25 protein-coding genes, 5 tRNA genes and 1 other RNA gene are annotated in these 26,477 nt (G+C 49.6%); 11 read left to right on the top strand and 20 right to left on the bottom strand.

The annotated features are described in order from the left end of the window. Nucleotides 1–80 precede the first annotated feature (80 nt). The 14 genes from fabF to orn form a co-directional block, all read right to left on the bottom strand. Nucleotides 81–1,349 (bottom strand): beta-ketoacyl-ACP synthase II, encoded by a 1,269-nt coding sequence (fabF, locus tag HMPREF2981_RS09515; protein ID WP_070662624.1) that lies wholly within the window; start codon nt 1,347–1,349, stop codon nt 81–83. Nucleotides 1,350–1,437: 88 nt separating this feature from the next. Continuing rightward, on the bottom strand, nt 1,438–1,680 hold the full coding sequence (locus tag HMPREF2981_RS09520; RefSeq protein ID WP_004004541.1) for an acyl carrier protein: 243 nt from the start codon (nt 1,678–1,680) through the stop codon (nt 1,438–1,440). A 202-nt stretch (nt 1,681–1,882) separates the two neighbouring features. Continuing rightward, on the bottom strand, nt 1,883–2,908 hold the full coding sequence (locus HMPREF2981_RS09525) for a beta-ketoacyl-ACP synthase III (RefSeq protein ID WP_070662626.1): 1,026 nt from the start codon (nt 2,906–2,908) through the stop codon (nt 1,883–1,885). A gap of 56 nt (nt 2,909–2,964) precedes the next feature. Then, nucleotides 2,965–3,864 carry an ACP S-malonyltransferase gene (locus HMPREF2981_RS09530; protein ID WP_070662628.1) on the bottom strand — a complete coding sequence of 300 codons (900 nt, stop codon included), beginning with the start codon at nt 3,862–3,864 and terminating at the stop codon, nt 2,965–2,967. Between the two features lie 294 nt (nt 3,865–4,158). Further along, nucleotides 4,159–5,229, bottom strand: coding sequence for a tyrosine recombinase XerC (locus tag HMPREF2981_RS09535; RefSeq protein WP_083313888.1), 1,071 nt, complete (start codon nt 5,227–5,229; stop codon nt 4,159–4,161). Nucleotides 5,230–5,289: 60 nt separating this feature from the next. Continuing rightward, on the bottom strand, nt 5,290–6,624 hold the full coding sequence (dprA, locus tag HMPREF2981_RS09540; RefSeq protein ID WP_246825444.1) for a DNA-processing protein DprA: 1,335 nt from the start codon (nt 6,622–6,624) through the stop codon (nt 5,290–5,292). Nucleotides 6,625–6,824: 200 nt separating this feature from the next. Continuing rightward, a complete protein-coding gene (locus HMPREF2981_RS09545; protein WP_070662633.1) occupies nt 6,825–8,369 on the bottom strand; it encodes a YifB family Mg chelatase-like AAA ATPase in 1,545 nt (514 codons plus the stop codon). Beyond that, nucleotides 8,369–8,815 (bottom strand): YraN family protein, encoded by a 447-nt coding sequence (locus tag HMPREF2981_RS09550; protein WP_238789094.1) that lies wholly within the window; start codon nt 8,813–8,815, stop codon nt 8,369–8,371. Before HMPREF2981_RS09550 ends, HMPREF2981_RS09545 begins: the two co-directional genes overlap by 1 nt. Before the next feature lie 279 nt (nt 8,816–9,094). After that, the gene (locus HMPREF2981_RS09555) at nt 9,095–9,430 is read right to left on the bottom strand and encodes a DUF2469 domain-containing protein (protein WP_013398957.1); all 336 of its coding nucleotides are present in this window, start codon (nt 9,428–9,430) and stop codon (nt 9,095–9,097) included. Further along, complete coding sequence (locus tag HMPREF2981_RS09560) at nt 9,430–10,224, bottom strand: ribonuclease HII (RefSeq protein WP_070662636.1); 795 nt, start codon at nt 10,222–10,224, stop codon at nt 9,430–9,432. The genes HMPREF2981_RS09555 and HMPREF2981_RS09560 overlap by 1 nt, the downstream gene beginning before the upstream one ends. Before the next feature lie 164 nt (nt 10,225–10,388). After that, nucleotides 10,389–11,516, bottom strand: a complete 1,128-nt coding sequence (lepB, locus tag HMPREF2981_RS09565; protein ID WP_070662639.1) for a signal peptidase I — start codon at nt 11,514–11,516, stop codon at nt 10,389–10,391. 105 nt (nt 11,517–11,621) lie between these two features. Continuing rightward, nucleotides 11,622–12,254 carry a signal peptidase I gene (gene lepB, locus HMPREF2981_RS09570; protein WP_070662642.1) on the bottom strand — a complete coding sequence of 211 codons (633 nt, stop codon included), beginning with the start codon at nt 12,252–12,254 and terminating at the stop codon, nt 11,622–11,624. Between the two features lie 22 nt (nt 12,255–12,276). Beyond that, entirely contained in the window at nt 12,277–12,624 is a 348-nt protein-coding gene (gene rplS / locus HMPREF2981_RS09575; protein ID WP_070662645.1) for a 50S ribosomal protein L19, read from the bottom strand. Nucleotides 12,625–12,881: 257 nt separating this feature from the next. Beyond that, a complete protein-coding gene (gene orn, locus HMPREF2981_RS09580) occupies nt 12,882–13,517 on the bottom strand; it encodes an oligoribonuclease (protein ID WP_070662648.1) in 636 nt (211 codons plus the stop codon). Between the two features lie 257 nt (nt 13,518–13,774). On the opposite strand from orn, the gene mptB reads away from it, so the two are divergent. After that, nucleotides 13,775–15,418, top strand: coding sequence for a polyprenol phosphomannose-dependent alpha 1,6 mannosyltransferase MptB (gene mptB / locus HMPREF2981_RS09585; protein ID WP_070448634.1), 1,644 nt, complete (start codon nt 13,775–13,777; stop codon nt 15,416–15,418). Between the two features lie 172 nt (nt 15,419–15,590). After that, nucleotides 15,591–15,663 (top strand) — tRNA-Arg (locus HMPREF2981_RS09590). A gap of 104 nt (nt 15,664–15,767) precedes the next feature. Here the strand turns inward: HMPREF2981_RS09590 and HMPREF2981_RS09595 are convergent. After that, nucleotides 15,768–16,673: an HNH endonuclease family protein gene (locus tag HMPREF2981_RS09595; RefSeq protein ID WP_048754295.1), complete on the bottom strand. Its 906-nt coding sequence runs from the start codon at nt 16,671–16,673 to the stop codon at nt 15,768–15,770. A 385-nt stretch (nt 16,674–17,058) separates the two neighbouring features. On the opposite strand from HMPREF2981_RS09595, the gene HMPREF2981_RS09600 reads away from it, so the two are divergent. The 4 genes from HMPREF2981_RS09600 to def all read left to right on the top strand — a co-directional run bounded on the left by HMPREF2981_RS09600 (nt 17,059) and on the right by def (nt 19,819). Next, a complete protein-coding gene (locus tag HMPREF2981_RS09600) occupies nt 17,059–17,721 on the top strand; it encodes a single-stranded DNA-binding protein (protein ID WP_070662651.1) in 663 nt (220 codons plus the stop codon). 133 nt (nt 17,722–17,854) lie between these two features. Continuing rightward, nucleotides 17,855–17,927: transfer RNA gene (locus HMPREF2981_RS09605), tRNA-His, on the top strand. A gap of 64 nt (nt 17,928–17,991) precedes the next feature. Continuing rightward, nucleotides 17,992–19,185: an acyl-CoA dehydrogenase family protein gene (locus HMPREF2981_RS09610; protein WP_070662652.1), complete on the top strand. Its 1,194-nt coding sequence runs from the start codon at nt 17,992–17,994 to the stop codon at nt 19,183–19,185. A gap of 61 nt (nt 19,186–19,246) precedes the next feature. Then, nucleotides 19,247–19,819, top strand: coding sequence for a peptide deformylase (gene def, locus HMPREF2981_RS09615; RefSeq protein WP_070523667.1), 573 nt, complete (start codon nt 19,247–19,249; stop codon nt 19,817–19,819). An 85-nt stretch (nt 19,820–19,904) separates the two neighbouring features. Here def and rnpB read toward each other — a convergent pair. Further along, an RNA gene (gene rnpB, locus HMPREF2981_RS09620) (RNase P RNA component class A) lies at nt 19,905–20,293 on the bottom strand. 65 nt (nt 20,294–20,358) lie between these two features. Here rnpB and HMPREF2981_RS09625 point away from each other — a divergent pair. Next, complete coding sequence (locus HMPREF2981_RS09625) at nt 20,359–21,144, top strand: YaaA family protein (protein ID WP_048751615.1); 786 nt, start codon at nt 20,359–20,361, stop codon at nt 21,142–21,144. A 273-nt stretch (nt 21,145–21,417) separates the two neighbouring features. Further along, nucleotides 21,418–22,176, top strand: coding sequence for an S-layer homology domain-containing protein (locus HMPREF2981_RS09630; protein WP_246825446.1), 759 nt, complete (start codon nt 21,418–21,420; stop codon nt 22,174–22,176). A gap of 185 nt (nt 22,177–22,361) precedes the next feature. On the opposite strand, the gene HMPREF2981_RS09635 is transcribed toward HMPREF2981_RS09630, so the two are convergent. Further along, nucleotides 22,362–23,252, bottom strand: coding sequence for a Nif3-like dinuclear metal center hexameric protein (locus HMPREF2981_RS09635; RefSeq protein WP_070662654.1), 891 nt, complete (start codon nt 23,250–23,252; stop codon nt 22,362–22,364). Nucleotides 23,253–23,386: 134 nt separating this feature from the next. On the opposite strand from HMPREF2981_RS09635, the gene msrA reads away from it, so the two are divergent. The 3 genes from msrA (at nt 23,387) to HMPREF2981_RS09650 (ending at nt 25,713) form a co-directional block, all read left to right on the top strand. After that, on the top strand, nt 23,387–23,911 hold the full coding sequence (gene msrA, locus HMPREF2981_RS09640) for a peptide-methionine (S)-S-oxide reductase MsrA (protein ID WP_070662657.1): 525 nt from the start codon (nt 23,387–23,389) through the stop codon (nt 23,909–23,911). A 134-nt stretch (nt 23,912–24,045) separates the two neighbouring features. Next, a complete protein-coding gene (locus HMPREF2981_RS09645; RefSeq protein WP_070662660.1) occupies nt 24,046–24,810 on the top strand; it encodes a DUF6318 family protein in 765 nt (254 codons plus the stop codon). 129 nt (nt 24,811–24,939) lie between these two features. Next, the gene (locus tag HMPREF2981_RS09650; RefSeq protein ID WP_246825448.1) at nt 24,940–25,713 is read left to right on the top strand and encodes a DUF6318 family protein; all 774 of its coding nucleotides are present in this window, start codon (nt 24,940–24,942) and stop codon (nt 25,711–25,713) included. A 158-nt stretch (nt 25,714–25,871) separates the two neighbouring features. Here the strand turns inward: HMPREF2981_RS09650 and HMPREF2981_RS09655 are convergent. The 3 genes from HMPREF2981_RS09655 to HMPREF2981_RS09665 form a co-directional block, all read right to left on the bottom strand. Further along, a tRNA-Glu gene (locus HMPREF2981_RS09655) sits at nt 25,872–25,944 on the bottom strand. A 288-nt stretch (nt 25,945–26,232) separates the two neighbouring features. After that, nucleotides 26,233–26,304: transfer RNA gene (locus tag HMPREF2981_RS09660), tRNA-Val, on the bottom strand. A 24-nt stretch (nt 26,305–26,328) separates the two neighbouring features. Continuing rightward, nucleotides 26,329–26,399 (bottom strand) — tRNA-Cys (locus HMPREF2981_RS09665). Nucleotides 26,400–26,477: the final 78 nt, after the last annotated feature.

Here is a 26,477-nt window from a genome sequence, read left to right on the forward strand (position 1 = left end):
GTGGGTTCAGCTGTACACAGATACGAAAAGGGTCTTCTCAGGTAATTTCTGAGAAGACCCCAATGCAGTATTATGCAGAGTTACTCAACAGAACGGAACGCGACGACTGCGTTATGTCCACCAAAGCCAAAGGAATTAGAGATACCAACAATCTTTCCTTCAGAAAGCTCCCGTGCCTGTGTCACAACGTCAAGATCAATCTGTGGATCTTGGTTTTCCAGATTAATAGTAGCCGGAGCTTTACGGTTGTAAATCGCCAATACGGTAAGCACTGCTTCAAGGGCTCCTGCACCACCCAACAGATGCCCCGTCATAGACTTGGTTGCAGAAACAGCAATATTCTTTGTATGCTCACCGAAAGTAGCATGCATAGCAGTTGCTTCCGGTAGATCCCCCGCAGGAGTTGAGGTTGCGTGTGCGTTAATATGCACAACTGTAGTAGGGTCAATATCCCCATCTTTGAGTGCTTCGCGTAGAGCTCGTGTGGCTCCTAGAGCATCAGGATCGGGAGCGGTTATATGGAAGGCATCAGCAGAGACACCGGTACCTGCTAGCTCGGCATAGACTCGCGCTCCACGGGCTCGGGCATGCTCCTCTGACTCAAGAATCATAGCCGCGGCACCTTCGCCCATCACAAATCCGTCACGATCCACATCATAAGGGCGTGAGGCTTTTTCGGGGTCATCGTTACGCGATGACAACGCCTGCATACGCGCAAAGGCCGCTAAAGGAAGAGGATGAATTGCTGCTTCGGAACCGCCGACAACAACCACATCTGCTTTACCTGTGCGAATCATATCGACCCCCAGTTCCATAGCTTCCGTTGAAGAAGCACAGGCAGATACGACGGTTTGAGCAGCGGCGCGCGCTTTCAGGTTCATCGACACAGCGGCTGCGTTGCCGTTAGGCATTAACATGGGAACTGTCATGGGAAGAACCCTTCGAGGCCCTTTCTCACGCAGTGTATCCCATGCATCAAGCAGGGTCCACACACCACCGATACCAGTACCAAATGCTACACCGGTGCGTAAGGGATCAACTTCTTCTGCGGATTCAGCGTCGGAACCCGAAAAACCAGCATCTTCCCAGGCTTCACGAGCAGCGATAAGTGCTAGCTGTCCTGAAGGATCTAAGCGCTTTGCTTCAACTTTGGTGAGTCGTTCTGACTCGTGAGCAGGCTCTGCGAGGCGCCCAGCGATGTAAACAGGCAGGCTGTATTCTTCTACCCAGGGCTCATCAATTTTAGTGATACCCGAGACGCCTTTAAGCGCATTTGCCCAGGTGGTGGGGACGTCGCCGCCAATAGGAGTGGTTGCGCCGAGACCGGTCACCAACACTTTTCGAGACATCTTCACACTTTCTTGGTTATATCGGTGGAGGGTGAAACTAGACATATGGGCGCGGTTACTTGCCCGCGCCCATCATCGGCAGCCTAATTTAGGCTGTTTTTGCGATAAAGTCTACTGCGTCACCAACAGTCTTGAGGTTCTTGACCTCTTCGTCTGGAATAGTAACTTCGAACTTTTCCTCAGCGTTCACTACGATAGTCATCATCGAGATAGAGTCAATATCGAGGTCTTCGGTGAAGGACTTATCCAGCTGAACATCTTCAACTTCAACACCGGTCTCTTCGTTTACAATCTCAGCAAGACCTGCGAGGATCTCTTCTTTGTTAGCCATGAAGGGCTCCTTTGTCATAGAAGTGGTAGCACGCTCCTGGTTAAGAGCATGTGCATAATCGAGTTTATCGTGTCTGTGTAAGTATCTCACACAATAACCCCGAGTTTTTCAAATTCGTACTGTAAATCTAGTGTTTGCAGGTACGAATTTGAGGTATCTCATAAAAGGTATATTCAGATACCTTAAGAGTGATCTCGATAACTTACGGAAGAACAACAACCTGTGCCGCATATGCAAGACCGGCCCCAAAACCAATCTGTAGTGCAAATTTTCCAGAAAGTTCAGGTTGTTCCTGCAAAAGACGATGCGCTGCCAAAGGAACGGAGGCTGCAGACGTGTTACCAGCATCAGTAATATCTCGCGCAATAGCGACATTTTCAGGCAATTTCAGTGTTTTTGCCATCTGATCGATAATGCGAGCATTAGCCTGGTGCGGAATTAATGCACCCAGCTCATCCGGAGTAATACCTGCCGATTCTAAAGCCTGCTGTGCAACTTTTGCCATTTCCCACACAGCCCAGCGGAAGACTGAAGGTCCATCTTGACGCAGGGTAGGCCAAATCTTTTCATCTTCCTGCACAGGGTTAGCGACAAAGTCACGGTTACGGATATCGAGGAGGGAATGGGTCATTCCGACAGTCTCCCAACGAGAGCCGTCTGACCCCCAAATAGTCGGGGCGATGCCGGGTTCGTCCGATACGCTGACAACAGCCGCACCCGCTCCATCTCCCAACAAGAATGAGATAGAACGTTCCGTATTATCTATAAAATCTGAGAGTTTTTCAACGCCTATCACGAGAACATTCTGCGCCATACCAGAACGAACCATAGCATCTGCCTGAGCTATACCATAGCAGAAGCCAGCGCAGGCCGCAGAAATATCGTAAGCAGGACACCGAGACCCAATGGCATCCGCAACCAGAACAGCTAGTGACGGAGTAGCATACGGATGGGAAATTGTTGAGATAATAACGGCATCAATCTGTTCACCCGTCACGTGTGAGTTGGCGAGCGCATCATGAGCTGCTGCGATTGCAAGGTCATTAACGGTTTGGTTTTCGCTAGCTCGATGTCGAGTTGAAATCCCGGTACGCTGCTTAATCCACTCATCAGACGAGTTGATAGCTTCAACGATATCGTTATTATGAACAATCACCTCACCACGGGAAGCCCCATAGCCTAAAATGCGGGAGTAACGATTGTTCTCATATTGTTTGAGGGTAGTCACGTGTTTACTGTTCCTTGAGCTGTTTCTTCGTGGGTCTGATCTGATACGCCTTAAACCTATACACCAAATTTTTCGAGGTCTTCAGGAGCGTTAACGGCGGTGAAAGGTACACCACGCATTGCGCGTTTTGCCAATCCGACGAGGGTTCCTGCAGGTGTTACCTCAATAATATCGGTGACTTCGTCTTGCAACATCTGAGCCATACACAGATCCCACCGCACAGGGTTTGTAACCTGCTTGACGAGAGAATCGAGAAATTCCTGTCCGGAAGCGACCACAGAGCCATCGCGATTACTCAAAATTTTGTGCTTTGGATCTTCAACCGTGATCGTGTCTGCAAATTTCTTGAGTGGTTCCACGGCCGGGGCCATAGCTTCTGTATGAAAGGCACCAGCAACTTTAAGCGGAATAACACGAGTACGAGCCGGTGGATTCTCAGTGAATTTTTCAAGAGCGTCAAGTGCGCCTGCTGCAACGATTTGTCCACCGCCATTGGAGTTGGCTGCAACTAGCTGCGCCGCTTTAATTGCTTCACGAACCTCTTCTTCATCGCCGCCCAGGACTGCTGCCATACCGGTTGGGGATGCAGCGGCGGCTTGGGCCATGCCGGTGGCACGAACGCGAATAAAACGCATAGCATCTTCATCGCTAAGAATTCCAGAAAGCGCAGCTGCTGTAATTTCTCCTACGGAGTGCCCCGCGAAAAGTAGATTCTCTGATCCTAGACGAGCAAGCGTTAGACGCCCGGTGACAATACCTGCAGCAACAATCAAAGGCTGAGCAATAGCAGTGTCTTTAATAGCTTCTTCCTCGGCTTCGGTGCCGTAATGGATAAGGTCAAGCTCTGCTGCTTGTGAGAGACGCTCAAGGTGTTCACGAACTCCAACCATCTCAAGCCAAGGAGTGAGAAAGCCCTTTTTTTGAGATCCTTGACCGGGGCAGACAATAGCGTACATTCTTGACCTTTCAAATAGCTCATGACGCTCTCGCGTATAGTATTCTATCGCTTTATCATCGTACGGAGTAGCTCAAAATGCCACATATTATGATAAACGCTCCAGAGATATTCTACCCATCTTTTGTCCTAGCCGGTATATTCCATAAGCACCCACCACAGGCTCCGCTGGATATTGGTCTTGACATCTTATGCCTTCTAAGTACCAGTTGCTTCTTGTAACGTCATCATTTTTCGCTTACCGCGCAGGGCAAGCACACGAAAAACTTCAATAGCCTTTTCCGCTTCCGTACAATCAAGCTCGCGGATGAGCACGAATATAGGTATCTGCTAAACGTTTCATGGAGACATGAGTATAGATCTGTGTCGTTGAGAGCGATGCGTGCCCTAACAGCTCTTGAACGGTACGAATGTCTGCCCCTCCGTCAATAAGATGAGTTGCAGCAGAATGACGAAGGACATGTGCCCCTGAAACCTCGGTATTCTCAAGTGTACGTAGGATTCGGCTAATATCTTCACGAATTTGTCGAGGGTTTGCACGTTTGCCGCGTGGCCCTATAAACAGGGCAGTTACATCGCGTGAACCTTTGGCTATCCAATACGGGCGCCCTATTTTGACCCACTGTGAAAGAACTTTCATCGCGGGGGTTCCCAATGGTACAACACGTTCTTTATTACCTTTACCGATAACGCGAACCGTCTTATTAGCTCGGTCTACACTCGATAGATTCAAGCCTGTAAGTTCTGAGATACGCATACCCGATGAGTACAGAACCTCTAGAACAGCCCAAAGCCTCAGCATCCGGATATCCTGCGGATTTTCGCGGCATCGCAATGCTACGGTGTCCAAAACGGAGCTCATCTGTTCCTGACTCAGGACAGCAGGAAGATGTCGGTCACGCTTAGGCGTACTCATTCCCCGGGTAGGATTTTCTGTGATAAGTTCTTCCTCATGAGCCCAGCTGAAAAAAGTGCGCAGGGTCGAACCACGTCGAGCTACAGTTGTCTTGGCATTTTGTTTCAGGTGCATAGACCCCAGCCATTCACGGATAAGCTGCAGGTTTACATCTTCAACACGGCTAATTCCTCGTCGTCCGATAAAGCCGAAAAACCCGCAGAGATCAGATATGTACGATCGGATAGTCTCTTCGGAACGATACTTCTCGTACCTGAGATAACGTTCGAAATGCTCGACAATAGGTAAAAATACTTCTCCAGATAAGGCGGGAGCAAGGTCTGGGGTGGAGTCCTGCTGGCTTGCAGACATGGGGAGGGTAGGGGCTAATGAACTTTCCGGTAGAACTGCATCGGGCATAGGTAAAGTCTTTGAAAGCTCTTTATTATCATCCCAAAATGCGGCTGTCATTTCGCCTTCCTCCTTTCTGCCCCTATCTCTTCTACGAGGTTAGCAAGTCCATGTACTAAGCTATGATGCTGAGCGAGCTGCCTGCCGTATTTTACGCCACCCGAACCCATCGGTTTCTGCCAGACCTTGTTGCGCCAATTGGCTCAGTTCTACCATAGTACCGCGCAAAGGCAAGCCGATGTGGCCCGCAAGTTCTTCCGCCGATCGATAGGCCCGCGGGGACATCATGTCCCAAAGCCGTCCCTGCGCCTCCGACATGGTATCGAGAATTGTACTTTGCTCGTGATCATGACTTTGCTTTTCTTCCTGCAGAGCATCGAACCCTTCACGAGCTTCCAGAATATCTTGTATCTCGCTCAGGATATGAGCATGACCATCCCGAATAAGCCTGTGGCAGCCTACAGAGTTCGGAGAGTTAATATTCCCTGGAACAGCCCAAAGTTCCCGTCCGATTTCAAGTCCGTGCCGGGCGGTGTTGAGGGCGCCCGACCTCCAACGTGCTTCTACCACCACAATGTCGTGTGAAAGGGCGGCAATAAGACGGTTACGCTCTAGGAATCTCCACCGTGTGGGTGTATTTCCAATAGATACTTCGCTCAGAATAAGGCCTTCCTCCACAATACGGTGCAAAATCTCGCTGTTCTGCACGGGATAGAAATGATCCAGGCCTCCAGCCATGAGCGCAATCGTAGGAACCGCAGCATTTCCTGCGGCAAGCGCAGCACGATGGGCAGCCACATCAATGCCATAAGCCCCACCGGAGATAATAATGTGACTCTTCTGCGCTAATTCGTGTACTAAATATGATGTTGCATCAGCCCCGTACACACTCGCATCGCGCGAACCAACGACCGCAACACATTTCTGAAAATACTCTGTTAGTATCCGTAATTTTGCGGGATCACCCTTGCCCCACAGACCATACGGAGTTTCATCCCCTAAATCTTGCAGGTGGTTAGGCCAAAAATCGTCAACAGGGGTTACAAGCCATATACCGCAAGATACCGCCATAGCGCATTCACGTCGAGGTTCAAATCGCTGACGTCCCTGCCATCTCCTACGCTTCTTTGCGATACCACGAGTAAAGTCCTCATAGCTCATGGAATGCTGACCGGGTGTATAACTGACCCCTGCGGCACGAAGTACATCGGCAATTTCTTCGCTGGGTTCTCCCCCATTCCACCACGTTTCCGTCATTCCTTCCGGATTAGTCACGCAATACAAAGTAAGCGGAGCCCCCAAAGTTTTTAGTCCCTCAACGATCAGAGGGTCCGCAGGATCAGCAAAGCGCATAATAAGGGCGGTACATAACCGAATATAGGCTCGCACCTGGCGTATCCGTTCTTCCGGTTCCAGGTTTTCCTCAAATAGCAGCTCGGCTTCTTCATCCTGCAACTTCGCATTTATTCGCCACTGAAACGGTGTTGAACTTTCAAAAGGTTCCGGGATGTACGCTTGGTTTAGGCTTTCAAGCTCTTTCCGGCGATACATCATTAGCTGTTGAAAATATGTATGGTTTTCTACGTCTAAAAGTACGTCTGGCATGATAGTTCTCTCTTCACTATGCTCGTTTATTCCATCAACGTGGATAATTTTTATAGCCCTTGATGCCCACCCTGCTGCCGCAGGAATAAAGCCACATCAAGATGTTCCTGTTGGGGTGAGGTCGTGCCGTCTAGGTCGCTCAGAGTCCATGCGGTGCGTAACACTCGATCGTATCCGCGCGCTGTTAAAGTGCCCCGGTCTACGGCTCGGTTAAGACCTTGTACCAAGGTTGATTTCAGCCGAAGCGGTCCGCGTAGAATTTTTCCATTCGTCTCAGCGTTAACCCGTAACCCATAGGGAGATAATCTTTCCACCTGGGCAGCACGAGCTGTGATAATCCTTTCTCGAATGCTACGAGAACTTTCCCCGCGTTCTTGACTGGCAAGCTCGGCGGAGGATACTTTAGGAACCATAAGATTGAGGTCTATACGGTCAAGAAGTGGTCCCGATAAACGGCTGAAATATGAGCGTCGCTCACGAGGGGTACAGGTGCAATCAGCACCGGTACCTACGTTCATTCCACAAGGGCAAGGGTTGGCAGCAAGAACTAATTGAAACCGGGCGGGGTAAATTGCTGAGGCCGCAGCTCGATCAAGAACTATTTCTCCGCTCTCCAAAGGCTGGCGCAAAGAATCGAGCACTGTACGTTTAAACTCTGGAGCTTCGTCCAGAAAAAGTACTCCGCGATGGGCTTTTGAAACGCAACCCGGTCGCGGGATTCCGCTGCCTCCTCCCAAAATAGCGGGTGCAGATGCGCTATGGTGCGGAGCTTCAAAAGGCGGTATACGTACTAGTTCGCTCAAAGATGCGTCCGATGAGCAGAGCGATTGAATCGCTGTTACCTCCATAGCTGCTTCATCATCAAGAAGAGGCAGAATAGTAGGAAGCCGCTCTGCCAGCATTGTTTTCCCAGATCCGGGAGGACCCTGCAACAAAATATGATGTCCCCCGGCGGCAGCAATTTCGAGGGCAAATCTTCCCTGTTGTTGCCCCGCAACATCAGACATATCAGCTAATACCGCAGTATGCGCAGAAGGATTCGGAGTCATCGACTCAACCGGCGCTGGTGGATATTTCAGGTTCTCTGTGCTCGCTCCGAAAGCAGAAAATACTTCTGCCAAACACCGAAATCCGGCAACCTGAATTCCCGGGATTAACGATGCCTCTGCAACGTTGGCATGGGGCACCACTACGCGCGAGTGCCCCGCATCAGCAGCAGCTTTTACAGCTGGCAGTATGCCAGGAACAGACCGCAAAGAACCGTCGAGCCCTAGCTCCCCAAGAAAAACGCAATCGCCGCTAGGATGTAAATTTCGTTCAGCTTGCAGAGCCGCGATTACCATCGCAAGATCAAACCCAGAGCCACGCTTAGGCAGTGTTGCGGGTGTCAGGTTAATGGTGAGTCTGTGCTGTGTTAACGAAATACCCGAGTTCTTAGCGGCAGAGCGAACACGCTCTTTAGATTCGTTAAGAGCTGTATCAGGAAGGCCCAAGAGCACAAACCCGGGAAGCCCCTGAGAGACATCCGCCTCAACATCAACGATATGGCCGTGAAGCCCAACCAAAGCTACAGAGTACGTACGTGCAAACCCCACTACGCCACCCCCATCAAGTGTTCGAAGGTGAACTTTTCAGGAGTTCCTGTCACCGCAATAGCATCAACACGAAAATGCCCAAAATCAAGGTTCTCGCGTAGACGACACCATAGTATAGCGAGTTCACGTGTGCGTTTAGCCTTATCACCATTGATAGCTTCAAAAGGATGCCCGTACTCTTCTGAGGATCGAGTTTTAACTTCGACAAAAGCCAGCTCGTCCTGGGGAGTAATAGCAATAAGATCTAGCTCTCCCCGCAACGGAATATCTAGCCCTGCGGGCGGACGCCAGTTACGTTCCAGAATCCGGTACCCATTAACACTAAGAATCTGGGCAACTAAGTCTTCGCCCCAGCGCCCCACCCGATGTGCCTTCGCAGGTCTACGAATCCAGCTTGGCTTTCCCAGTGTGCGGCTCGATGGCGTGCGCGACGTTATAGCGGTCATAGTGGCTCCTCATGAGAACACCAAAACTCATGCGAAGCTCACTAGCTCCCCAGATTCTTGGCGCATAGCAGATGTTCTTGCCTCTACTATGACCGCTTTATCCATAGTACGCGGGCTCTACTCTGAGATTTGTGGAAAACCTAAGGGAGTGGGACACTTTTCTTTGTTATCCACAGCGATTTATACGAAAAACTTCCCACTAAACCCAAAAATTTGAGTCTGAGAGCCGACTATAAACCGCTATATTAAGCTCAGTCTTTTGCCGCGCTACGGTCGCTTTTATCCTAAGTCATCGGGGAGATCAGCAATTTCTGGCACCGTAAAGTCCTGATTTGGTAGCCGTTCTTCAACATTTACGTCACGAGTCGAAAAAGCTCGAACATTCTTGACGAACCGATTAGTGCGAAAAACATCCCACACCCACACATCATTCATCACGACCTCAAAGTATATGGTTCCCTCGCGGATCTGAGGCGTTACATCGACCTTATTTGCGAGATAAAACCGGCGGTCCGTTTCAACGGCATAGCTAAATAGCGACATAACATCTTGGTACTCCCGGTACAATGCTAGTTGAGCATCGGTCTCATAGTTTTCCAGTTCTTCTGCACTCATTAACTTTCCCCATCTCCCCCCGAAATCTTCGTTACTTCACCACGACCGATATATGCATTCATCAGCTGCTCTTCCGTAGTCGGTAACGACCATGAAAGGCGATGGTAAACACTAGGCCCATACTCGCTAATAGCCTGACGATGCGCAACAGACCCGTATCCCTTATTCTTCGCCCAGCCATAGTGTGAGTTCTCCGCCGCGAGGGAGCCCATCAAAGCATCACGCTCGACTTTGGCCACCACAGATGCGGCAGCTATAGAAGCGCATTGATAATCGCCCTTAATGATCATGGTTACCGGCTCGTCCCAGCCATTTCTGGCGTTCGAGTCATCACTGTGCCATACACGATGCAGCAAGTCCTCATACCGACGGTATACAGGGTCTATAGAATCGAGCAGATTCGCAGGCTGAGGGCTGAGCCAATCATGTTTCCCATCCAAAAGTACGGCCTCAGGGTATAAACCTCGATGCGCAAGATCGGCGAGCGCTCGCTGCGCCGCCAGTCGTAGTGCGTAGGTCATTCCTAAAACGTCTATTTCGGCGGGTGTAGTGTGCCCGATAGCGTAGGAACACCATTTTTGGATACGCGGTATAAGGGCTTCACGGCGTTTTGGGGTTAGGGCTTTTGAATCCGTGAGTCCTTCAGGTATCTGCTGATTTTGTTGGTCTAACACGGCAACACCTACGCTTACGGGGCCTGCTAATGCTCCACGCCCGACTTCGTCTAGACCAGCGATCAAGCGATACCCTGCGGTAAAGAGTTTTTGTTCATACTCAAGATTCGCGCTATGCATGTGTAGTCTTATCTTTCCACGTGAAAATACCAACGGACGAGGGGCTTGGTGTCGCTTATATAAACATCGTGTATATGAGGTATACCCGTTTTATAGGTACGAGGTGGAATAGGATTTTCTTCCTATTCCACCTCGTGGATGGGCAATATGTTCACACTGGTCAATTACGGGTTAGGGATCGAGTCGAAGACATTCTTTTCGTCTTCCAACATTCCGAAGTGGTTCAGCGGCCAGGCAATCACGAAAACTGTTCCCGCTATGTCATCTCGTGGGATGAAGGCGTGCCCGTCGGCAATGTGAAACCTGGAGTCGGCAGAGTTATCACGGTGGTCACCCATCATAAAATATTTTCCTTCGGGTACCGTCACCTTAAAGGGAATGTCTGAGGGGTTTGACCCGGGGTGTAGATAGGGTTCCGTGATCTCAACACCGTTAACCTTGATCTTTCCGCTACCATCACTTTCTACCGTATCACCAGGCAGACCGATGACTCGTTTCACCAGGTAGTTTGAGGATGTGTCGGGTAGGATACCAACAAAGGTAAGTCCATCGGAAATGGGGTTGGAGCTCTTCTGCCCTGAAGGAATCCAGCCCTGTGAGTCTTTGAAGACAACAACATCACCACGTTTGGGGTCATTGAAATACGACCCGGCAACGTTGATGAAGACCCGATCGTTAACCTGCAGAGTATTTTCCATAGACCCTGAGGGAATGTAAAAGCCGCGAATCAGGAATGTTTTAATAACGAAAGCGATAATCAGAGCATAAAGGATGATCGTGCCTGTTTCACGAACTTGAGTCCAAGCCCATTCGCTTACTCGTCCCTCGGCTTGCGCCTGTTTGAGGGTCAAAGCCTGTTTCTCTTTTTTCCTTCGCTTCTTTTCTTCTTTAGCGCTGAGAGCTGGAGCGGGCTCTGTCTCCAGTTCTTCCTCATCAGCTTCTATCTCTTCCGTATATTCCGCCTCATCATTACCATCATATTCGGAAGGATAATCGTCATATTCAGCTGAGGCTTCTTCGAAATCTACTGGTTCTTCCTCATATTCCGGGTATTCCATATACTCTGAGGCATCGTGTTCTTCCGGTTCATACACATCCTGCTCGTCTTCATAAGCATAATCCGTATACTCGCCCTCTGGATCTTCTTGCGACTCAATGTACGACTGTTCTTGTTCTTCATAGACCAGGCGCTCTTCAAGCTCCCGGCGCTCACGGCGACTCCGCGGCTGATAGTTAGCTGGGACGGAGTTCTCATCGCGTGATGAACGTGACGAGCCGTACTGGTTAGCCATATCGAAGACCTTTCTAGGGGCGAATGGTTCTTAGCTATTGTATAGGTGTCTGCCCTTCAAATGCAGTTTATTTGAGGGTTTTACGCCTGTAGACATACACAGACGTCAAAAATGGAGACGAAAATCCACGGTTCCAATAATCTTATCGGTTCGGATTAGCCCTCCACCAGGTGCTCCTAGTAAAGACCTAGAGTCAACTGATACCGAGCGGTGATCGCCCATGACCCACATGCGTCCGCGCGGTACTACAACGTTAAATTTTGTGGTTGAAGGTGAGTCTTGTGGGTAGATATAAGGCTCGTCTAGAGGCTCTCCGTTGAGAGTTATCTTTCCTTGGTCGGTGCAGCAGGATACGGTATCGCCCTCAAGTGCAATCACTCGTTTAATGTAAACGGTTTCTGTAGGGGCTAAACCCAACCACTGACCTGTGTGTTTTACTGGGTCGTTCCAGAACCCATCCCCTGATTTATAAGGCGACAGTGAACCGGCACCATCGAAAACGACAATATCGCCTCGATGTATGTGGGAGCTATCAGACAGCTTCGAGACTAAAACACGATCCCCGGGCATATAGGTAGGTTCCATAGAGTTAGATGGAATATAGTAAACATCCGCTATAAAGGTACGGATACCCAGCATAATGCATAGTGCAAGAGCGCAAGCCACAAGAACAAGGCGCCATCCCCTAACGGAATGACGCCTCATCTGAGGTTCTGCCGAAGAATCGGCTAACTCCATATGTATAAGACCTTGATATGTCTTAGAACTCGCGCTTCTCGCGGATACGAGCTGCCTTACCGTGGCGATCACGCATATAGTACAGCTTGGCACGGCGAACATCGCCGCGGCTAACAAGCTCAATCTTCTCAATTACCGGGGAGTGCACCGGAAAAGTACGCTCAACACCAACACCGAAAGAAATCTTACGCACGGTGAAGGTTTCGCGAATACCAGCGCCCTGGCGTCCAACAACATAACCTTTGAAAACCTGAACACGGCGGTTCTTACCCTCAACGATGTTCACATGAACATTCAGGGTGTCGCCGGGTGCAAAATCGGGAATGTCGTCACGAAGGGACTTCTTGTCGAGAAAATCAAGAGTTTGCATGTGTTGCTCTCCTGAGTCATCTGCCGCAGGTCAAATAGACTCGATTAAATCTATCGCCCAAGAGGTGGATAGAAATTCTATTAACTTAAAACATGATTGATGTTCTAAGGTCCGCACTGTTATGGTCGCTCTTCCCCCTACGGCAGGGGCGTACCCAGTGCAAACACAGTTTTTTATTATGGCAGATGCCGTAGCCGGTGGGCAACTACGAGCGCTTCTATCGAAGCACGTTTTCAGAGCCCAAGACGGCGTATCTCTTACGCCTCTTCAAGAGTCTGACGTTCTGCTTCCACGTCGCGAGCTATACGAGCTGCGGTAATCGCATCCGGTGCATCTGGAACAAAAATTGCGCGACGGTAGTATTTGAGTTCATCAATCGAGTCTTCGATATCTCCAAGAGCACGATGGTTTCCGGTCTTAACTGGCGCATTATGACGAGCAGCCGGGTACCAGCGCGCAGCGAGCTCTTTGATCGTCGATACATCTATTACGCGGTAGTGCAAATGCTTCATAAGATCTGGCATATCGCGCTCCAAAAAGCGTTTATCCATTCCGACTGAATTTCCGCCCAACTGCGCTTTGCCCACTACGGGAACATACTTCTTGACGTATTTAAGAACTGCTTCCTGCGCTTCATGCATAGATACGCCATGTTCAAGGTCTTCTAGCAGCCCCGAAGACTCATGCATCTTTCGCACATAGCTATTCATGTTCTCAAGAGCTCCAGCGGGTGCCTCAGAGCCGGGTTTGATCACGAGCTCCACGCCTTCACCCAAAATATTAAGATCAGAATCCGTCACAAGAACGCCTATTTCAATCAGTGCATCCTGTGTAAGATCAAGCCCGGTCATTTCGCAGTCAATCCATACAATACGTTCACTTGAAATACTCACGCTTTAACTCTACAGATTTTCTACGTGCTCTCCCAGCTGCAGCAGCTCATAGCTTTCTTATTTTTCTGTATCTACCACCCTAAAAAAATTTGATTGTGACCTATATGAGAATCAAACCTTCCCCACACGCGACCTAAAACACGTGCGAAGAACAATGGTCTTATGGGTTTCACACAGGAGACAATGAAGGTGCTCGGGTATTATGGAGAGCGTATTGGATGTAGAGCTAAAACCCCTAGTGAAGGGATTCCTAACGCATGAAAACGCGGTATATGCAGTGGCGGTCAAGATTTTTTACAAAGCCCACCGCAACGTCGCCGCGTCTGCAAAAGTACATTGACAGTAACCGTCTTCGCACGCTACTGCTGGGTGCCTTTGGCTCTATTCTTATCACTCTCAGCTCATACGGCGTTGGTTGGATTGCAGATAGCTCAGGTTTTTGGCGCAACAATCTGATACGCACTATACGTTATGAAGTTTCGTGGGTAATCGTTTGTATTATCGCGCTTTCGCTAGGTGCCATGATTATGTGCCGTGAGTGGCTGCGTATCTATCAGAAGATGGGTACCTGGAATAATTCTTCGCTCCGGTGGATGATTGCAATTGTTACCTGCTGGTCACTGCCCCAGGTTTTTGCTCTTACTATCTATAGTCGCGATATGTTCTCCTACTATGGGCAGGGCATGGTTATGGCTCACGGACTGAACCCCTATAAACAGGGGGTTTCTGAGATAGCGAACTTCATGCAAAATGGTGCGGACCCGCAATGGGCTGAGTCTCCTCCGCCCTACGGGCCTATCTCACTCAAAATCGAAGAATTCATCGCTCGCATCGTCGATGGAAATATCGATCTCGCCATTTTCTTGTTTCGTCTTGTCAGTGTCCTCGCCGTTATCGGCATTTTGTTCTTTGTCGTAAAACTCGCACAGCTTTACAAATATAATCAAACGCGAGCGCTCTGGCAGGTAGGCGCTAATCCCCTGTTCATAGCTTCTTTCATAGCGAGTGGTCACAACGATTCCTTGATGACCATGTTTATGCTTGCAGGTCTCTACTTTGCGAAGCGATACCCCAATGTCTATGGTGGCGTTCTTGGCGTTACGATGGTGACTTTCGGCGTCGGGGTAAAGCCTCTAGCGCTTGTGGTACTCCCCTTTGTTGGCCTGCTGTGGGCAGGTAACAATGCCAGCTGGGTACGCAAATTCACTATCTGGTTTATCTCAGGAATTATTCTTCTTGCCGAGCTCGCTATTTTAGGTTATATAAGCGACCTTGGTTTCGGTTGGGTCAGCGCGCTCTCTACTACGGGCGGTCAGTACATTTGGTACACTCCCATCGGCTTGGTGATCGGTTTTATTGGGCTTTTCGCGCACGGTGATTCCTTCGATGCTGTCAAGAAAATTCTTGAGAATATTGGCAAACTTCTAGGCATCCTGAGCGCGTTAAGCTTCGCATTTGTCGGTCGATACCGTAATGTGGTGCGGTACGCAGGCCTCGCGATTCTCGCCATGCTCTTTTTCAGCCCTATGATTCAGTCATGGTACATTCTCTGGGCTGTTCCTATGATCGCCGCGACAGGTCTGCGCTCTCACTTCCAGCTGATGTGGTACTTCGTGACAACCCTGTTCTTTATGGCGTATGCGGTATGCGATCAGCTGTACATCTCACCATATCTGAACGATTTCAACCAGGGAATGGCGCGTCTTATCGCCATTTTGATCTGTCTGGCCTATATCGTCTATCTGATGGCGTTAGACCCGGCAACGCGACGTATGGTGTACTTGAGCTTCCATCCGCATCAGGTAAAGCGAACTATCACACGGATGTGGTGGCAGCTCTTCCCTCAGACACGTGAAAGGCTCCGTGCGCGGCGCACCCGTCAAATATTACAAAAACATTAAGCTCGACGAACACTTGGGTCTAAATCCCTGTCATGGCGCGGAACCAGGCTATGGCGATTCAGGATTTTTTCCATAAATTTGTGTCATTTTTCGAGTTCGTTTACCATAATGTGACTTTTCGGTGTACTCTATAAATGTATTTCACACCGATGTCGAAGACGGTGAAATGCATGCCTCAGTAGCTCAGAGGATAGAGCAGGAGCCTTCTAATCTCTTGGTCGGGGGTTCGATTCCCTCCTGGGGTACCTGTACGCACGAGCGCCGTTCCCTCAAATTGAGGGAGCGGCGCTCGTTGCTTGTACTGATACCCCGTGACCACCTGCGCATTCTTGCAAACAGGTGTGTACCGTTATTTCTTCACAGGGTTCGTGTCTTTACACGAGTTCAGCACGTTCTCCATAACGCGTTTTTCATCGGCAGTGACCCATAGCTGATACTTTGCTTTTACATGCACCTGCCGCGCCACATATGTGCATCGGTAGGCCGTATTGCCGGGAAGCCAATCAGAAGCATCGGCATCAGATTTCTGCATATTTGCGGGCCCGTCTGCTGCTACCAGGTTCTCGGGGTCGTTCGCGAGCTCACGACGTTTTTCCTCGCCAATATCTTGAGCCCCGGTCTGCCACGCATTCGAAAGCGCCACCACATGGTCGATCTGAACGGCACTTGAAGACTTCTTACCTCGTTTAAATTCGATTGTCCTGCCGGTATAAGGATCGTCAAGAGTTCCGGTTTGTACGGTGCAAGCACGAGTTCCCGCTTTGAAACGAATATTTGTTAAATCACGACGCAAAATATCATCACGAGTATTACATCCATTATGATCGACATCGTCCCAGGCAGCACCAAATTGCTCACGCGTATACCCGGCTTTTGATGCCCGCTCTTTCACAGGCAGGGCAGCAAGCTCCTTCTTCGCCGTCGATAAGTTAGGTGCATATGCTGTGGCTGGATCAACCGCATCATGCGGGTTCTTGACCTCTTCCAAAGACTCAGTTTTGACGTTCTGCTCTTCGCCGTCCCCTGTAGCAGAAGATGAGGCACTAGGGTTACCCAACAGCCCGCCTTGGCTATGCCGCCCAATATAGATAACGGCAATAATCAGCACGATGATCACAAGAATAGCCAAAGCAGTATAGAGAAAACGCTTGTTCTTAGGATCCATATCTGGAGGTAAAATCTTGCGCGGGTCTACATCGGCAATCTTCTTAAAATCGCGAAGATTCGGCGTAGGAGGCCTTTTAGACTTTGTCACGATGTTCTCCAGTACGTCTGCGGCATAGATATGCTGTTAGATTTAGTGTGCTTATAAAGCTTACGAATAAGAAAAAATCTCTTGCTAAAACCGAATCCACCGGTATTGCACTACAAGGATAGGGGTTTATAGAGCTAGAAAGAAATCCAGAGATAAAGGGTTTTCTTTACCAATATTGTGACACGTATCAGAAGTTCCCCGCCTCTCCTGATCTATCCACAGGATCAGAATTCTTGTCCCGTTCAGATAGGCTATCCACAGGTGCACATACAACGCTCTCTTTATCACACTACATTGAGGCACACTAGAAAAACCGCGCCCCACTCTGACAGGGGACGCACATTATCTAAATAACACACCACCTAACATTTCAGGGAGCTCTATCATGGCTGATACTGTTATCCTACGCGGGTTTACCGCAACCGCCCCACAGCTACGCACACTTCCGACCGGAATTCCAGTCGTCAATTTTAGGTTGGCAAGCACGCCACGCTGGTTTGACTCAGCAACAAACTCCTGGCGCGAGGGACAAACAAGCTGGTACACTGTCTGCGCCTACCGCAAGCTGGCACAAAATATTTCCGCCTCCCTCACAGTGGGAAGTCCCGTACTCCTCACCGGGCGCGTTCGCACACAACAGTGGCAGCGCGAAGACGGTTCTCAAGGTGCATCCGTCGAAGTTGATGCCAGCAGTATCGGTCTTGACCTTACCTTCGGCACCAGCACATTCTCACGCGCTGTAGAGCACAGCGGCACGCAATCCCACACTCAGGATGACACAACAAACCCGATTCAGAAGGATATATCGCAGGACGGCCATGCCGCTCCCCAACAACCATCGAGTACACAGCAATACCCAAACCGCGCCCTTCAAGAAACTGGACCACGAGGAACAGCATCTTCACCTCAACGGGAATTTTCACAACCCAAAAACACTGTTTCAGCATCTACAGATACGCACCAGACTGTTCAACAATCTTCAGAACCTACAAATAGTTTTGAGTATGAGAAACAAAGCGATCAAATATCTGAAATGGCACCCTTCTAGAATTCAACATCACAACTTCTAAAAACCGCATATAGCGTGCCGCGTATCACCTTGAATTGATTTGTCACAAGTTATCGAACTCATGTAGAGTAGTATCCGTTGCAATCGCGCGGGAAACCGCATGATGTACATGGTGGTCGTAGCTCAGTTGGCAGAGCGCCTGGTTGTGGTCCAGGAGGTCGCGGGTTCAACCCCCGTCGATCACCCCGTCACTAGGGTCGTTATGGTAATCCCCATAGCGACCCTATAGCTTTACCTACTAGACTTTATATGTTTTATTCCCCTGAGGAAAGAGGATTTTCTGTGAAATCAACTCTGACATTTTCTGAAGACCATGAGCTGTTCCGAGAAGCAGTCCGTGAATTCGTGGCACACGAAATAACCCCTCACTACCCCGAATGGGAACAAGCACATATTATGCCTCGCTCAGTATGGCAAGCCGCCGGAGAAGCAGGAGTATTAGGACTTGCGGTCCCCGAAGAATTTGGCGGAGCCCAGCTACCCGATTACGAGTATCAATTAGTTCTAACCCAAGAACTCGCAACCGTTGGAGGATATGGGTTTGCGCTCGCAGTGCATCTTCAACAGGATCTGGTGCTCCCCTATTTACTCGCATACGGTACACATGAGCAAAAGGAACGTTGGCTACCCCAAATGGTAAGCGGTGACCTTGTAACTTCATGTGCTTTTACAGAACCAGGTGCAGGATCCGACCTGCGGGCATGCCGCACATCCGCAGTACGTGATGAGAACTCTTACCTTCTCAACGGGCAGAAGACGTTTATTGGATCCGGTATTTCGGGGGATGCAGCTCTCGTGTTGGCCCGCACCGATGGTTCCTCTGAACGTGCTTCTGAGGATTCATTTTCCCTCTTTTTTGTCGAAAAATCTGAAGGTTACACCCCGGGACAGCAGCTCGACAAGATGGGTATTCGGGCCTCAGATACTGCCGAGCTATTCTTCGAGAATGTACGTGTTCCCGCTGAGAACCTTATCGGTGAGCTTGGTCAAGGCTTGACCTATATTAAACAACATTTGCCCCAAGCGCGCTTAGCGATTGGCACTGCAGCCGCCGTCATCAGCAGGACTGCTCTCAACGCCACACTAGAGTATGTAAAAGAACGTAAGGTTTTTGGGTCTCGTGTGGCAGATTTTCAGAATACCCGTTTTGAACTAGCTAATGCTCTCATGAATACCGAACTTTCTGAACTCTACGTGGCACGCGCTATAGCGGCTTTTAACGCTGGAGAGCTTACCGCTGAGGACGCCGCTAAAGCCAAGGTCTTTGCCTCTGAAAAAGCCTGCACAATTACCGATCGGTGTCTGCAGCTTTTCGGCGGCTATGGCTATATTAATGAGCATCCTGTAGCCCAAGCGTTCCTCGCGGCACGGCTACTGCCTATTTTTGGGGGTACAAACGAGCTTCTGCGCGATAACATAGGATTTGACCTACTCACTGAGTAGACACCAATATACTCTATCAATAGCTCTTTACCTTGTGATTTCGAGAACGAAGGATTTACCTGTGGCTATTCGCCCTGTTGTTATTTATGGCAATCCCGTTTTACACCGCCCGGCTGCTCCGGTCACGGCCTTTGACGATGAGTTCAAAGCTCTTGTTACCGATATGTATGAAACTATGGATGCAGCCCACGGAGTGGGTCTCGCGGCTCCTCAAATCGGTGTAGGTTTACGAGTTTTTACCTATCAGATGGAAAATGAAGATGGTGTTCCTGCCCGCGGGTGCATCGTTAACCCCAGGCTAACTCTCGGCAAGGTGTCCGCAGCAGAGCCCGACCCTCATGACGAAGAAGAAGGGTGTCTTTCGTTCCCGGGCTACGGTTTTCCTCTCAAACGTGCTGAGTGGGTTACTGTCAATGGATTTGATGTCGAAGGCAATCCGCTCAGGTTTGAGGCAACTGGTTGGTTTGCCCGCTGTATGCAGCACGAGACCGACCACCTTGATGGAAAACTATATGTGAATCGTCTTAATAAAAAATGGACTTCTCGCATGAAGAAAGTTGTTAAACGCGAAGGCTGGACTGTTGAGGGTAATAGTTGGATGCCCGGTGTAGATCCTGACCCGTTCGGACATTAAAAACATAAAATCATCCACACTACCGGTGCGCCTGATTCTTGATACACAGAATTAGGCGCACCGGTGTTGTATACGAGCGTCATGAGAAGCAGGGTGCCCTATAAGCCGGGTTCTGTCATCGGTACCGTGAAAGCTCTGTACCTGAGGCAATCATCTATCTAGGGCTTATGTTGCCATAAGCATCAAGCAGTCTACCCGAACACGCGCCTCAGGCTCGGGCGCACTACCCTATCATGGCGTGTTCTGTTTGGCCTTGCTCCGCATGGGGTTTACCGAGCTGAGCACGTCACCGCACTCACTGGTGGTCTCTTACACCACCCTTTCACCCTTACCTCGATGAGGCGGTTTACTTTCTGTGGCACTAGCCTGCGAGTTACCCCGAGTGGATATTATCCACCATGCTGTGCTGTGGAGCCCGGACTTTCCTCGACATACCCCTCAGAAGAGGTATCTCGCGATTGCCCAGGCACCCTGCTTCAGCCTTCTATTCTAGCGGAGTTATTACCACTGCTCTATTTCTGCCCGGTAGAATAAGAGGCATGCTGATTCTTCTACCTCCTTCTGAGGGTAAGACCCCTGCGCCTCGCACACACGCACCAGTTAATCTTGCCGAGTTATCGTTTCCAGAGCTCACAACCGAACGTGAAGATGTACTGGAAGAACTCATGCGAGTTTCCGCTCAGGAAGACGCTCTAGATGTCCTCGGGGTGGGTGCATCGCTCACAGCAGAGATTGAACGAAACACGCGGTTAGTGGAGGAACCGGCGCATTCGGCAGCTAAAGTCTATACGGGCGTGCTCTTTGAGGCGCTGGATTACGCCAGTTTCTCCCCCGATGAACGGGAGTTAGCTCAGAAGTCCGTTCTTATTTCATCTGCTTTATGGGGTGTGGTGCAACTTGAAGATCATATTCCTGCGTATCGGCTGTCTATGGGAACCAAGCTTGGCGCTATAGGTGCTCTGGCTACATATTGGCGCGGAGCTTTGGGGAATGCGTTGACCGCATACGCGCAGGGGCACCTCATTCTTGACTGCCGTTCCAGCGCTTACGCGAAATCGTGGGTATCGCCGTCAGCCCAGACATTAGCGGTCCGTGTTGAACGCGTTGCAGCAGATGGTTCACGCAAGGTTGTCTCCCATATGGCAAAGCGTTATCGCGGAAAGTTAGCTCGCTACGTGATCACTCATGCCCTTACCGAGCGACCTTTTGAAGGTACAGCGGGCATTTCAGAATTCTTGGAGGCGCTTGACCGCGATTGGGAACTTGAATGTACCTTACCGACGCCCAAGAAAGCAGGAACACTGACCCTTATTATCCGTGAATAGATTTCTCAGGTGTGAATATAGCGTGTATTCTTCTGGTATCTACGAGAATTCTCCCGCTATCAACACCCTAAAGAAAGAACTGTTATATTCTAATTTCGAAGTGTAGAGGAAATAGATTCTGTATACTCGGCACATTTTCTAAGAATGTGTCCAGAGAATTTTCTCACAAGGTTTATAACAGTTTTATAAATATCTTCGAAGATCCTTTACCATATATGACATCCCTGGTACATTATAGGGAGTCATATCGCACTAGCCATGATGGATTATTGTATGTCTTTCACTTTTAAACTTCGTAAAGCTCCCACAACTATATGCTCACTTACCCTAGTTGGCGCTACTCTTGCACCTAGTACCCCCGTCTTTGCAGAAACTCAGCAGCCCCAAACCACCGATTCTCAGGGGCAGCCTGCCGTTGTTGCACAGGAAGATCTCTCGACCCTAAATCAGGTGGAAGGTAACGCAACTCCGCAGACCGTTTCGCCCCAGAAACGTTTTATTGACGTTCCTGAATCTTCTGCTTTTTATAATGAGATTACTTGGCTTTTTAACCGTAAAATCACGATCGGTTACCCAGATAGCACATACCACCCGAAAGATTATATTGAGCGTTCGGGTATAGCTGTTTATTTCTATCGCCTGGCAGGCTCCCCGCAAGTTGACCTTCCCGAAAAGTCGCCTTTCACAGACGTTTCTCCTAACGATATGTGGTATAAGGAAATGGTGTGGTTTCATCAGCAGGGTCTTACCACTGGCTGGTCTGATGGAACTTTCCGCCCGCATGACCTGGTAGATCGTAACGCTATGGCAGCGTTCTTCTACCGCTTCGCGGGCAGCCCTCAGTTTGAGGCACCTGAGGTTTCTCCTTTTTGGGATTTGAGCCCAGACGAGCCTTTCTATAAAGAGATTGCCTGGCTTCGCAGTACAGATATTACGACCGGGTGGTCAGATGGTTCTTTCCACCCCTATGAGCCTATTTCACGTGAAGCAATGGCGGCATTTATTTACCGTTATGCACATATGAAGCGCTAATAATCAGAGTCTAGATAAGTATGGCGTGCTCCTAAGAGAATAGGGGGCACGCCATACTTATATCTTATTTATAACCGTCGTATTATCACCAAAATACTATTCAGGAAAAATAGTAACGCATGTTGCAAAATATGAGTTTTTCTCACATTTATTTTAGAAGTCCCGTCGGGCTGCTCTAAATATTTTTAGCGAGGTGTGCTTGCCGAACCCGCGATTTGTCCGGTATCTACATGAAAATCCCAGGGGTCGGTATTTAGCGAAGATACCGAAATTTCAATACTGTATCCCTGTCCCGCTAGGGTTTCTTGCAGACGTTCCGCAGCACGATTTAACCACAAAGATTCACTTGCAGCATGCGAACAGTCGATGAGTGCAGTATCAGTACCTCGTACAAGTTCTTGTTCCCGGAACTCACTGGCAGGGTGATGCCGTAAATCTGCGGTGATATAGACATCTGCTTCAGATGCCCGAACGGCATCAAACAACGAGTCACCGGCGCCTCCGCAGAGGGCAACACGACGAATAAGTTTTTGTGGGGACCCTGCAACGCGCAGCCCACCCGCTGTTGCAGGAAGAGCAGCAGCTAGTTCTTCAGAGAGTTCCTGCAATGTAAGAGGGCGGTCAAGAACACCTATACGGCCTGTTCCAACGCAGTATTCCTCACCTGCAAGTTCCTGTTGCTGCTGATCAGTCAGCGGTTCGCATCCTTGTAGATTAAGCGCTTCACAGAGAGCCTCGTTGACACCGGCGACGGCGGCATCAGCATTGGTGTGCGCACCGAGCAGGCCACATCCGCCTTCAATGAGGGTATGGAGCACGTTACCTTTGTAATCGGAGTCAGGTATAAAGCTGGCACCCCGCAAGAGAAGCGGGTGGTGAGTGATAAGAAGACCGGCTTCAAGTTTTACGGCTTCTTGGGCGGTTGCTGATATGGCATCAACCGCAAAATGCACATGTTCGACGGGTGCCTGTAAACGCCCGCAGACTAGCCCGGAAGAATCCCAGCTAGCGGCAAGGTGCGGCGGATACAGGCTATGAAAAGTATCAACAATGTGGGATAGCGTAGGTGTTGTCATGATTCTATTGTGGCATCTAGTAGCAGAAAGACGAGCTATTACACGTCCTGTAGCAGACCTCAGGTAGGACGGGGAATAATAGTTGATACAGCTACGCTGTAAAGGAATGTACATCTATTTGTGGGAGAGGTCTTATGAAAAGCTTTGTTGTTGGCGGCGGTTGTTTTTGGTGTATTGACGCTGTTTTTCGGCAGTTCCAGGGTGTAAAAGCAAGCGTATGCGGGTATGCGGGCGGGCACACCCAAAACCCCGATTATCGGTCTGTATGCTCGGGAACGACTGGGCATCACGAGGTTGTTCGGATTGATTTTGATGAATCGGTTATAGGTGAAGACGCGATTTTGGATATTTTCTTCGCCGCACACGATGCGACAAGTTGGGATCAGCAGGGTGCCGACCGTGGTTCGCAGTACCGTTCCTTGCTGCTGTATTCCTCTGACGAACAGAAGGCTGCATTTGAGGCTGCGAAAGAGCGAGCTCAGTCATTCTTCGACGACCCAGTTGTCACCGAGATTAAACCGCTGACTGAGTTTTGGGAAGCAGAAGGGTACCACCAGGATTACTACGCGAAGAACCCATATCAGGGGTACTGTTCCGTAGTAGTTGGGCCTAAGGTAGCGAAAGTACGCAAACAATATGCTCATCTTTTGAAAGACTAAATACAGATCAGACCATTATTATTCCCACGGAGAGTTTGAACCCCCGTAAATCTATCCTTGAGAAATAGAAATTTTCCATGTTTCACGTGCAGAATGACGTTATGATGGAATTAGTACAGATTTGAAAGGGCATCATGACTCTAGTTTCACGTCGCCAAGCTGTGTATTTGACCGGTACAGGTCTCACAACGGCAACGGTTACTGCTTGTGCGCCAAAGGTTCAGCCAGCAGGTAATGATGCTTCTCCATCGCCCGGCGGTACCGCATCTGCTGAGAGCGCAGCCTCAGCGGCGGGGGCTTCCCCATCAGCATCGGATGGTCTGCAAAGTTCCGGGAAGAACCATCAAGGGCCTGTAAAACTAGAGAAATACGATTCTAAAGGTGAGTTCAAACCGGGCACCCGCGAGCATAAGGCCGAGAATGTACCGGCTCCTGTGGAACCAGAAAATATGCATGAAGAGTCTGTGGACGGCATGTATTCGTTCATTGCCTTCTGGGTTGAGGCACAAAATTATCTTTACTTAACGGGTGACGGTGCTCTGTTGCGTAAAGCTGATCCGGCTGACGATTACACCGAAAGTATTGATCTTTATAAAGCCTTGTACGACAGCGGTGTAGTCTGGGTTCTTGGGGAACAGCATCCTATGAAAATTTCACTCAACTCTGCAAAACCGGTGAAGAATCCGCGGAGTGAAACATCGTATATGTGGATTGCTACCGTTGAGTTTGGTGAAGGTACTGAAATCTATAATTCGCAGACTCAGGAGACTTACCCCCTTAATGACCTTATGCAGTCTGGGTCTAGGGTCTCGGTAATAACTCAATATGAGAATGGGGCATGGCGCATGCTCAAGGACGACGGCTCGCAGGCTTCGCCCGGTGGTACTAAGGCTCCTTAGAGATCTCCACACATTTTAGGTGTGCTAGGGTTTTACCGGTAGATTTTATAGAGAACGTATATATTTTTACGTTCTATTCTTGTGAAGTTTTTCGCGCAGGCGGAAACGTTTTTGATGGGAAGGTTTCTCATGAGATCAATGTCGCGTCGTGGCGCTTTCACTGTTGTAGGTGCCGGTTTTATAGCTACTCTTACCGCGTGCTCGTCGCAGAACAAGGATGCGACGCCAAGTGCTAGCGCATCTGCCAAGGCTACATCGCCATCGCATTCGGCTGCTTCTGCCTCTGCATCTGCTACCCTCTCTGGCCCTAGTTTTAAGGGTGAGTTGAAGTTGGAGAACTACAGATCGTCTGGTGAATTTGAGCCCGGCACACAGGAGCATCCGGCGCAGCATGTGCCTGTTCCGGTGGAACCTGCGAAACTGCGTGAAGATTCGGTTGAGGGCCTACATGCCTTTGTAACCTACTGGCTCGCGACTTTGAATTATATGCTTTTGACGGGTGACGGTAACTATTTCACGAATATTGATCATACGGGCGATTACACAACTATTGCCGATTTCATGCAGGATATGTACGCTTCAGAGACTGGCTGGGTGACTGGCGTGCAGAACCCGTTGACGATGTCTTTGGATACAGATCACCCAACGAAGGATGAGAAGAACGGATTTTATACCTGGAAGACAACGATGAAGGTTAATCGGGAGTCTGCGGTGTATACGAAGACGACGAACCGTTCGCAGCCGCTTCCTGAGGTTTTTAAGGTGCCGAGCGGTGTTGTCTCGGGCCAGGTGACGGCTCACTATCTTGAGGGAACGTGGCGTATGGTGCACCGTGCTCCTGCCGCAGCGGGTGCTTCTGCCAGTGCGCAAGGGTCTGCGAGTGCGGTCGGGGAGAATAAGTAGGCTGCTCCCCCGTTTCTAGTTATTCACATTATGATGCAAGCGGGTTAGGTTTTGCCGAAAAGGTTATATAAGTGCTTTTTCCTGACCCGCTTGGGCATTTATAAAAATAAAGAGAATTCTCCGGTTCGCCTGAACCGGAGAATTCTCTTTTCCTAGTGTGACCCCAACCGGATTTGAACCGGTGTTGCCGCCGTGAGAGGGCGGAGTACTAGGCCGCTATACGATGGGGCCGGACTGTTTTTCGGGACCCGCCCGAACAACATATATAACTATACAGTTAAGGGAATACCCCACCAACTCTAGTAAGCATGATATGCGTCACTAGACTCAATGGAGTATTCCTCATAGAGCTGAAAGGTTATCCCCGCAGGTGCGGGGAACGAACATATTTGAATCTTCACTAACTACCCTTGTTAGACGGCTCATCTCTACGAATGTGGAGAAAATATTCCAGATGACTAAAATTCCTATAAGCCAAAAACACAAAAACCCCAGCTTACCATGAGCTGGGGTTATCTGTGCGCGATACTGGGTTCGAACCAGTGACCTCTTCCGTGTCAGGGAAGCGCGCTACCGCTGCGCCAATCGCGCCTACAACATCAATGTGTTGTTGCGAGGTGAGGACGGGATTCGAACCCGCGTACACGGCTTTGCAGGCCGCTGCCTAACCACTCGACCACCTCACCGCATACATCTCTCGCGAGATGAGTTCGAACTCTAGGAGTCCTACGAGCGGTTGACGAGACTTGAACTCGCGACATCCA

Origin of the sequence: Rothia sp. HMSC069C01 (assembly GCF_001814655.1) — a bacterium.
Classification (GTDB): Bacteria; Actinomycetota; Actinomycetes; order Actinomycetales; family Micrococcaceae; genus Rothia; species Rothia dentocariosa.